Origin of the sequence: Streptomyces sp. NPDC101194 (genome assembly GCF_044767885.1) — a bacterium.
Lineage (GTDB): Bacteria > Actinomycetota > Actinomycetes > Streptomycetales > Streptomycetaceae > Streptomyces.
Map to the genome: position 1 here is coordinate 61,714 of NZ_JBIWOS010000019.1, position 8,565 is coordinate 70,278.

An 8,565-nucleotide genomic window follows, 5' to 3' on the forward strand; every position below is an offset into this window, starting at 1 on the left:
TGCGGAGGTGGCCAGAGCGATGTGCCTGCGGATGTTCACGAGTGGGCTCCTTCTCCATGGTGACTGATGAGGGCAGCACGAGGTGAACTGCGCAGCCCGTCTTGCACCCCGAGAATGCGGTCAACCTTCCCGTCAGTCCATGAGGTTCGGTCGGTTGCAGAAGTCTCGGGACGTCCCATCCCCTGAGCTGCAGGGACGTCGTATCGTGAGACAAATCGCTGTGCCGGCAAACAATGCCGAATTGGCGCCGGGCCGGTGAGCCACGGCGGCTGGGCAAGGCCGATAGCGGTCATCGTGGCGGTCGCCGGGACGCACGCATCCGAACAGCATGCCTCCTTCCGCTCAAGACGTTCGGCTTCAGCCAAAGAGCCGACGCGTGACGCTGTCGATTCGACGCACTGCCCGAGATGACGGACTTTCAGGCCGATCCGATCCTGGACGGTGTTGCCGTGCATCGGGTCGCACCTCCACAGCACGGGGTGACCGGCCGGCCGCACCGCGCGCACCAGGGCGCCGAGCCCGTCGATCTCCGTCACGCCGAAACGAGCGATGAGGGTGAGCCGGCCGGGGGTGCGTTCCGGGTCGAGGAGCGCGCACAGGCGCAGCACCTCGGTGACGGTCGTGCGCGGTCCCACCTTGCACGCCACGGGTTCTCCAGGCGTGCCAGCAGCCGTACGTGCGCGTCGTCGGCCTGTCGGGTGCGTTCGCCGATCCACGGCCAGTGCGTGGAGGCGAGGTAGCGCCCGCCGTCGCCGGTCGGCCGCACCAACGGTGCCTCGTAATCCAGGAGCAGGGCCTCGTGGCCGGTCCACACCCGGTCCAGCGGTGCGGCGTCGGCGCCCCGGCCGATGGCGTCGAGCGAGCGGAGGACCTCGCGCGCGGCCCGGTAGCCGCCGATCATCCGGCCGGGGTCGGCCCGCCATGCCCGGTGGGTCGGCTTCGGTCCGCTGACCACGGGGCCCCGGTAGACCGGCACACTGCCGCCGCCGACGCATTCATACGCCTGCGACCTGGGCTTGGCGAACTGCCCCGCCAGGCGGCCGGCCGGCGCCCACTCTCATGATGTCGCCGAGGACGTCCAGCATCTCGGCCTTGGGCGCGGCATCGGCGACCGAAGACTCGGCGGGGTCCTCGGCGCGGTCGCCGGCCATCAGCACGCACAGCTCGCCCTCGGCCGCCCGTGCCAGCAGGCCGCCGAGTTGTCGCACGTCGTTCCACCGCACCAGCGGGTCGCTCCCGGCCAGGGTCACCCGAACCGCGACGGCGGCCGGCTGGCCCCCGGGTACGCGGGAGCGGCCGGGGCCGCCTTCGGCGGAGGCGTGTGATCACACGGGGGAAAGGGCCAAGACCGGCAGGCGCGGAGCATGCCCGGAAAGACGCCCAGCGACTTGGCGATCGAGCTGATGGAGCGGCCCGGGTCGGGCAGCAGGTCACGGGTGGCGCGGATGACCAGCTACTTGTCACCTGGTTCGCCACTCGTTACGACACCCCAAGGGGGCGGAGTTGTTATGAGTGCATCGACATCGCGCAGTGCGGGCAAGGCGGTGACCTGGTCGATCGTCGTCGATCGGTAGTTCATTCAGGTGATGCCGACGCATCTGGCCTCGGGTCATGGCGGCCTGACGCCATGATGTCGCATCGAGTGCAGCCGTGGGACTGTCTGTAGGGAGCGAAACATGCGTGACCGGAAGCGGGCGACCCCGCTGGACCGTGCCATTCAGGCATACCCGGTCCACGGTACCGACGCGCACGCGCACTTCGGATGCGTGCTTCACCTGCGTGGGACGCCGCCAAGCCTTCATGATCTGCGTCGTCACCTGGAGGCGCGGATCAGCCGGCTCCCCGGTCTGTGCACCGTTCTGGACGCCCGGACCGGCAGCTGGCGCACGAAGCATCCCGACCTCGCTGCGCATGTACAGGAGCGAGCACTTCCGCCGGGAGACGGCGCCTTGCACGGTGCCGCGCGAGAAATCCTCCGAGCCCCACTCTCCGAGGATGCGCCTCCTTGGCAGCTGACCCTCCTTCACGATGACAAGTCCGGCCGGCATGCCCTGGTGTACCGGGTTCACCATGCCCTCCAGGACGGTGCCGGCATGCTGCACACGCTGGAGGCACTGTTCTCCCCGTCACCCATCGCGCCACACGAGTCGTCGGCCCCGTACAGGAAGGGGGAAGGGGTCCGGCTGTCACGGCCGGGGGACTGGTTCCGGGCTGGAGCCCTGATGCTGCGGCTCCTCAGGCCGAGCCGGGCGTGGCAGGCCCCGGGGCATCACTTCTCCAGCACACGGGATCTCGAGTGCGTCGCCGTCCCGTCCGCCTGGCTCCGCCCACCCGCTGGTGACGGCAGCACCCGCAACGACGTGTTCCTCGCCGCGACGACACGCGCGGTACGGGACTGGGCGGCCGAGTTCGGTACGGGATCGGCGCGGCAGGACGAGGTCTGCATGCTGGTGCCGGCCAACGTGCGGACGAGTCGGCAACTCTCCATGCCCGGGAACCATCTGGTGCTCTCCCCGGTGCGCGTGCCCGCGCTCCCCGCGACTCCCGCCGAACACCTGGCACAAGTGCGTTCCTCCACCAAGGTGTTGAGCAACCCCGCCATGCGGCTCGTACTCGACCGGCTCGGCCGGAGCATGCCTCATCGGCTCGCCGGCCTGCAGCTCAGGTCGCTCGGGACGCCGTCCCGGACCATGCCGATCGTGTCCAACCTGACGCTACGTCACCCACTGGCCGTTCTTGGCGCCGAGGTGGTACGGCTCGACCCCCTGATGTGTCTCCCGGAGGGGTTTCCCTTCACCGTACTGATCATCACCCACGGCGAAACCTCGGTGGCGTGCTTCGTGACGGACTCCTCCCTTCCCGGTCTGTCCACGCTCCCCCAGCGTTGGCACGACGCGCTGAAGAATCTCCAGATGTCCGGCCACAGCACAGCCCCGAGCAGGTAGACCTGCTTCTTCACAGACACAGCCGCCCTCGGGGCCTTCGCCGGCCCGGGGCGGACCGGCCGTCACACTGCCCGCTCCGTGCCCTGCCGCACAGCTGCAGAGGGGGGGCTGATCCCGGCTCTCTCGGAAGACATCCGCTTCCCGGGAACGAGCCGGCATGATCGGACAGGTTCTCGCACATCGGTATCGCGCGCGACAACACGCATGAGGGCGCTGTCACGTTGCCTGGCGGGGTGGGGGGATGCTCGGGCTTTCGCAGCGTCGGCGCCGCGCAGCGGTTCCTGTCCGCGTTCAGCGGCATCTCACCCCACTTCCGGCCCCGCCGCCACCTGATGACCGGCACCCACCACCGCGCCGAATTGACCGTCCGCTTCACCATCTGGGAGCAGATCACCGGCGTCACCAGCCGGCCCACCGCGGCCTGAGCCCAGGGCAAGCACCCGGCCCCACCACACCTCGACACACGTCAGACACCCACACACCCAACAACGTGACAACGCCTCGCGGCCTACAGCGGCCCGTGGGCCGGCGCCGCCAGCAGCATGCGCAGCGCCTCGACGGTCGGGCGGGTCATGCGAAGTCCACTCACGTCACCAACCCACCGTGTTCGGCGGCGCGGCGAGCACGGTCTTCTCTGCGGTCTGCGGTTGTTGTCGCATCGTGCGGTGCTGTGTGATCGGAATGCCGAAAACAACCCGCACCTCTTCGGGACCCACATCGTCCGCAATAGGGTGAGGCCTCCGGCCGCGGTGCCGGAGAGCGGTCTTCAGGGAGCGATCGGGGGCCGTACCGCCGTGACCAGGCCGCTCTCGTACGCGACGATGACCAACTGCGCGCGGTCGCGGCAGTCAAGCTTGGTGAGCAGATGGCCGACGTGGGTCTTCACGGTGGCGATTCCAAGGTAAAGCCGTTCGGCGATCTCGGTGTTGGACAGGCCGCGGGCGATGAGGGTGAGGACATCGCGCTCGCGCCCGGTCACACCGTCCAGGGTGTGCGGCAGGGGTTGCGAGGGCTGTGGGCGATGGGCGAACTCCGCGATCAGGCGCCGCGTCACGGCCGGTGCCAGCAGCGCATCGCCTCCGGCGACGACCCGTATCGCGGCGATCAGTTCGCTGGGCGGCGTGTCCTTGAGCAGGAAGCCGCTGGCGCCGGCCCGCAGCGCGGCGTAGACGTACTCGTCCAGGTCGAACATCGTCAGCATCAGCACCTTGACGTTCGCGGTGCTCTGAGAACTGCAGATCTGCCGGGTCGCCTCGATGCCGTCCGTCCCGGGCATCCGTACGTCCATCAGGACCACGTCCGGCAGATCCTGCCGGGCGCAGTACACCGCTTCCGCCCCGTTCGCCGCCTCCGATGTGGTCACCAGGCCGGGTTCGGCATCGACGAGCACCCGGAGGCTGCCGCGCAGCAGCGCCTGGTCGTCGGCGATCAGGACCCGGACCGGAGTGCCGGACGGGTCGGCAAACGGGTCGGCGGCGGGCCGGGTCATGTGCTCTCCTCGTACGGCAGGGACGCGTGTACCGCGAAGCCGCCCTCCGGGCGCGGTCCGGCGGTGAGGGTGCCGCCGTACATGGCGACGCGTTCGCGCATACCGACGATGCCATGGCCGCCGGTCGTCTTCGTCGGGGGCACCCGGCCGCCACCGTCGTCGGTGATGTCGATCCGGACGTCGCGGCCGTTCGCCGCGACCACCACCCTGCAACGGGATTCCGGTCCGGCGTGCTTGGCGACGTTGGTGAGCGCCTCCTGGACTATCCGGTAGACGGCCAGCGCGACTCCGTCGGGCAGGTTCTCGACACCGTGCGTCGTCAGCTGCGCACCGGCCTGCCCGACGAGTTCGAAAAGTGCGACGGCGCCGGGAACCGGGCCGAGGGAGGCCGGCTGCCGCTCGCCCTCGGGGGTGCGCAGCACACCGAGCATCCGGCGCATGTCGTTCAGCGCGGTGCGGCTCGTGCGTTCGATGACCTGCAACGCGTCGTGCGCCTCCTGCGGCCTGACGTGCAGCACGTGGTTGGCGACACCGGCCTTGACCGCGATCAGGCCCATGCTGTGGGTGACGACGTCGTGCAGTTCGCGGGCGACTCGCAGGCGTTCCTCCGTGACGGCTCGCTGCGCGAGCTGCTCCGCCGCCCGGATGGCGAACGCGCGCCGCTGCCGTGCGGCCCGCCCCAGCTGCCAGGCGCCGAGCAGCGCGGTGAAACCGAGCAGCAGCAGCCCCGGGCCGCCGCGCCACCAGTACGCGTCGTCCGCGTGCGTCGCTCCGGCGGCACCGGCCAGGGCCAAGGCCGCCAGCGCCAGTCCGGGCAGCCATCTCTGCCACCAACGGTGCGACGGCACCGTGAGGGCAACGGTGTACATGGCGAACGCCGCTGCCAGGAACGGGTCCCAGGTGGCGTCCCGTACGACGGCGACGACGGTCACCGCCAGCACAAACACGAACACGGGCAACGGCCAGATCCGCCGTACGGCGACGGGCGCGGTGGCCGCGGCAATGAGCACGAGCCGCTCCCACGGCACCGGGGCCGGGGAGGGTGCCGTGGACGACGGCGCGTCGGCTGTCGAACCGGTCAGCAGCAGCGCGGCCGCGTAGAGGAAAACGAACGCGCAGTCCAGGGCGATGTGTTGGCGCCGGCTCAGCCGCCGGGCCAGGATCGGATGGTCGTCCGGGTCCACCTCAGGAGTACCTGCTCGCACCACTCGACCCTATCCAGGCGTACGGCGCGCCACCTCCGCCCGGCGGTTGAACCCGGCGCTCCCCCCACGGTCGGAGGCGCGGACTCCTGTGCCGGCCCGTCTCCACCCGGGGGTGGAGGAAAGACGGTCGGCCCCGGGCCGGATGTGGCGGGGGCCCCGCTTCCCGGACCATCGCCGACATGATCGAAGTGACCGAACTGACCAAGCGTTACGGGAACACCACGGCGGTGGACGGGCTCAGCTTCCGGGTACGGCCCGGCCTGGTGACCGGGTTCCTGGGCCCGAACGGCGCCGGAAAGTCCACCACGATGCGCATGATGCTGGGCCTGGACCGGCCGACGTCCGGCGAGGTGCGGATCGACGGCGCACCGTACCGACAGCTGCGCGAGCCGCTGCGTACGGTGGGCGCTCTGCTCGACGCCGGAGCCGTGCACCCCGGCCGGACCGCGCTGAACCATCTGCGGTGCCTGGCTCGGAGCAACCGGATCCCGGCGCGCCGCGTGCAGGAGGTGATCGAGCTGGCGGGGCTGGAGGGCGTCGCGCGTCGGCGGACGGGGACGTTCTCGCTGGGTATGCGCCAACGGCTGGGAATCGCGGCGGCTTTGCTCGGCGAACCAGCCGTCGTGGTGCTCGACGAGCCGGTCAACGGACTCGATCCGGAGGGCGTCCTGTGGATCCGCCGCCTCCTGCGGGACCTGGCGGCCGAGGGGCGCACCGTGCTGATCTCCAGCCATCTGATGAGCGAGGCGGCGCTCACCGTCGATCACCTGGTCGTGATCGGCCGTGGTCGGCTCCTCACGGACACCGGCATGAGCGCGTTCATCGACAAGCATACGAAAGCGGGTGTGCGGGTGCGTACGCCGGAGCCACAGCGGCTCCGCCACGTGCTGGCCGGCGCGGGGATCGAGGTCACCGACTGCGCGGACGGGAGCCTGAACGCGGCTGCCGGCCCGGAGCGGATCGGCGAACTCGTGGCGGCCCACGCGGTGCCGGTACACGAGGTGACACGGAGTCACGCGTCGCTGGAAGAGGCGTTCATGCGGCTGACCGCCGACGCGGTCGAGTACCGGGCGGAGCGGCCAGGAGGAACACAGTGATGGCCAGCAACTCGCCCCGGGCGGTTCTCGCCGCCGAATGGACCAGGGTGTGGACCGTGCGCTCGACCGGTTTCACGCTGCTGCTCGCTTTCGCGCTCAGCACCGGCATCGGCACGCTCATCGCGTTCAACTGGCGCAACAACATCGAGCATGTCGTCAACTTCGATCCGCTGGTCGCCGCCCTGTACAGCGTGACCCTCGGGCAGCTCGCTCTCGTCGTGCTCGGTTCCCTGCTCGTCGGTGCCGAGTACTCGTCCGGATCGATCCGGACCTCGCTGACCGCGATGCCGGGACGTGGTCTGCTCTACGGCGGCACGGTGGTGGCCGGCACCCTGACCGCCCTCGCCGCCTCGACGGTGATCGTCCTCGTCACGTTCGTCGCGGCACAGGCGGCGCTCGGCCCGTACGGCACCGGCCTCACCACGGACGGAGTCCCGGCCGCGCTCGCCGGGGCCGTCGTCTACCTGACCCTGATCTGCGCCTTCTCCATGGGGATCGCGACCGTCGTGCGGAGCTCGGCGATCTCGATGGGCATCCTGCTCCCGCTGCTGTTCCTCGGCTCCCAGGGACTCGGCAATATCCCCGCCCTGAGACCCGCCCTGCAGTACCTGCCCGACCAGGCCGGCCTGGAACTGATGCACATCGCCGGCCCGCCCAGCGACGGACGCTACGGACCCGGCTACGGATCGGGGGCGGCGCTCGCCATCCTGCTGGCCTGGACCGCCGCCGCCCTGATCGGCGGCTACCTGGTCCTGCGCCGACGGGACGCCTGACGGGACAAACAGACGGTCCCACATGGCCAGTGACCTGAGTCGGAGATTCGTCGGCAGTAGGCGGCGACTTTGTCGAGAATCTCGTCGGCTGTCTTCGTCCGGACGAACGGTCGGGGATGCTCATTCCAGTCGGCGAGCCGGGCCCGGATGTCGTGTTCGAGGGCTTGGACGGAGCGGTGGACGCCGCGTTCGAGCTTCTTCTGGGTGAGCTCGGCGAACCACCGTTCCGCCAGGTTCAGCCAGGACGCGCCGGTCGGCGGGAAGTGCAGGTGGAACCGTGGGTGCGCCAGCGGCCACCGCTTGATGTCGGGCATCTTGCGGGCCTGGTAGTTGTCCAGGATCAGGTGGACTTCGAGGCTCTCGGGGACTTCCTTGTCGAGCTTGGCGAGGAACTGCTTGAACTCCACCAACCTATGGCGGCGGTGGAGGGATCCGATGACCTTGCCGGAGGCGACCTCAAGGACGGCCAACAGGGTCGTCGTGCTGGCCCGGACGTAATCGTGACTGCGGCGTTCGGGAACACCGGGCACCATCGGCAGGTCCGGCTGGGACCGGTCCAGGGCCTGGATCTACGACTTCTCGTCCACGCAGAGGACGAGCGCTCTCTCGGGCGGTCCAGGTAAAGGCCCACCACGTCGCGGGCCCGGTCGTCACTGGCGAACGACACCTGGGCGATCTCCGCGACCGACATGCCCTGGGCGGACAGCAGCATCATCTGCGCGCGCCGCCAGGCCACCGCTGACCCGATGCCCCTTCGGATGATCCGCAGTAGCCGTCGGCCCTCGTCGTCGTCGATCTCGCGAACACGCACCCGTTCCTCCGTCCGCATGGCCTGGCGGCCCGATGCCGCCGGAACGGCAGGTTCAGGAGGAGTCGTTGGAGTCGGCCGCGAGCGCCTGATGCGGCACCAGCAGAGGCAGCGTCGTGGTCGCCACAATGATCCGGTAACCCATGTCCGTTAAGAAGTCATCTCATTTGGTGGGATCGGTAGGCTGCCGGTCATGGTGGGGATCGTTGAGCGGCTGGTGCCGGATGAGTTGTGGGAGTTGTTTCAGC

6 protein-coding genes and 3 pseudogenes are annotated in these 8,565 nt (G+C 69.8%); 4 read left to right on the forward strand and 5 right to left on the reverse strand.

What is annotated here, in order from left to right; all coding sequences use genetic code 11:
• Positions 1–35 precede the first annotated feature (35 nt).
• Both ACIRP2_RS38450 and ACIRP2_RS38455 read right to left on the reverse strand, forming a co-directional pair.
• Positions 36–1,036: pseudogene (locus ACIRP2_RS38450) on the reverse strand (3-deoxy-7-phosphoheptulonate synthase).
• The gene (locus tag ACIRP2_RS38455; RefSeq protein ID WP_404258413.1) at positions 996–1,223 is read right to left on the reverse strand and encodes a hypothetical protein; all 228 of its coding nucleotides are present in this window, start codon (positions 1,221–1,223) and stop codon (positions 996–998) included. Before ACIRP2_RS38455 ends, ACIRP2_RS38450 begins: the two are co-directional and overlap by 41 nt.
• A 453-nt stretch (positions 1,224–1,676) precedes the next feature.
• On the opposite strand from ACIRP2_RS38455, the gene ACIRP2_RS38460 reads away from it, so the two are divergent.
• Together ACIRP2_RS38460 and ACIRP2_RS38465 are read left to right on the forward strand one after the other, a co-directional pair.
• A complete protein-coding gene (locus ACIRP2_RS38460) occupies positions 1,677–2,945 on the forward strand; it encodes a wax ester/triacylglycerol synthase domain-containing protein (protein WP_404258414.1) in 1,269 nt (422 codons plus the stop codon).
• A gap of 248 nt (positions 2,946–3,193) precedes the next feature.
• Positions 3,194–3,370: pseudogene (locus tag ACIRP2_RS38465) on the forward strand (IS6 family transposase); the annotation flags it as partial.
• Positions 3,371–3,711: 341 nt separating this feature from the next.
• Here the strand turns inward: ACIRP2_RS38465 and ACIRP2_RS38470 are convergent.
• Positions 3,712–4,434, reverse strand: a complete 723-nt coding sequence (locus tag ACIRP2_RS38470) for a response regulator (protein WP_404258415.1) — start codon at positions 4,432–4,434, stop codon at positions 3,712–3,714.
• Complete coding sequence (locus ACIRP2_RS38475) at positions 4,431–5,639, reverse strand: sensor histidine kinase (RefSeq protein ID WP_404258416.1); 1,209 nt, start codon at positions 5,637–5,639, stop codon at positions 4,431–4,433. Before ACIRP2_RS38475 ends, ACIRP2_RS38470 begins: the two co-directional genes overlap by 4 nt.
• Positions 5,640–5,818: 179 nt before the next feature.
• On the opposite strand from ACIRP2_RS38475, the gene ACIRP2_RS38480 reads away from it, so the two are divergent.
• The gene (locus ACIRP2_RS38480) at positions 5,819–6,736 is read left to right on the forward strand and encodes an ABC transporter ATP-binding protein (protein ID WP_404258417.1); all 918 of its coding nucleotides are present in this window, start codon (positions 5,819–5,821) and stop codon (positions 6,734–6,736) included.
• Positions 6,736–7,509 carry an ABC transporter permease subunit gene (locus ACIRP2_RS38485; protein WP_404258418.1) on the forward strand — a complete coding sequence of 258 codons (774 nt, stop codon included), beginning with the start codon at positions 6,736–6,738 and terminating at the stop codon, positions 7,507–7,509. The genes ACIRP2_RS38480 and ACIRP2_RS38485 overlap by 1 nt, the downstream gene beginning before the upstream one ends.
• Here ACIRP2_RS38485 and ACIRP2_RS38490 read toward each other — a convergent pair.
• Positions 7,479–8,338 (reverse strand): annotated as a pseudogene (locus ACIRP2_RS38490) (IS630 family transposase). The gene ACIRP2_RS38485 and the pseudogene ACIRP2_RS38490 sit on opposite strands and share 31 nt — an antisense overlap.
• Positions 8,339–8,565 lie beyond the last annotated feature (227 nt).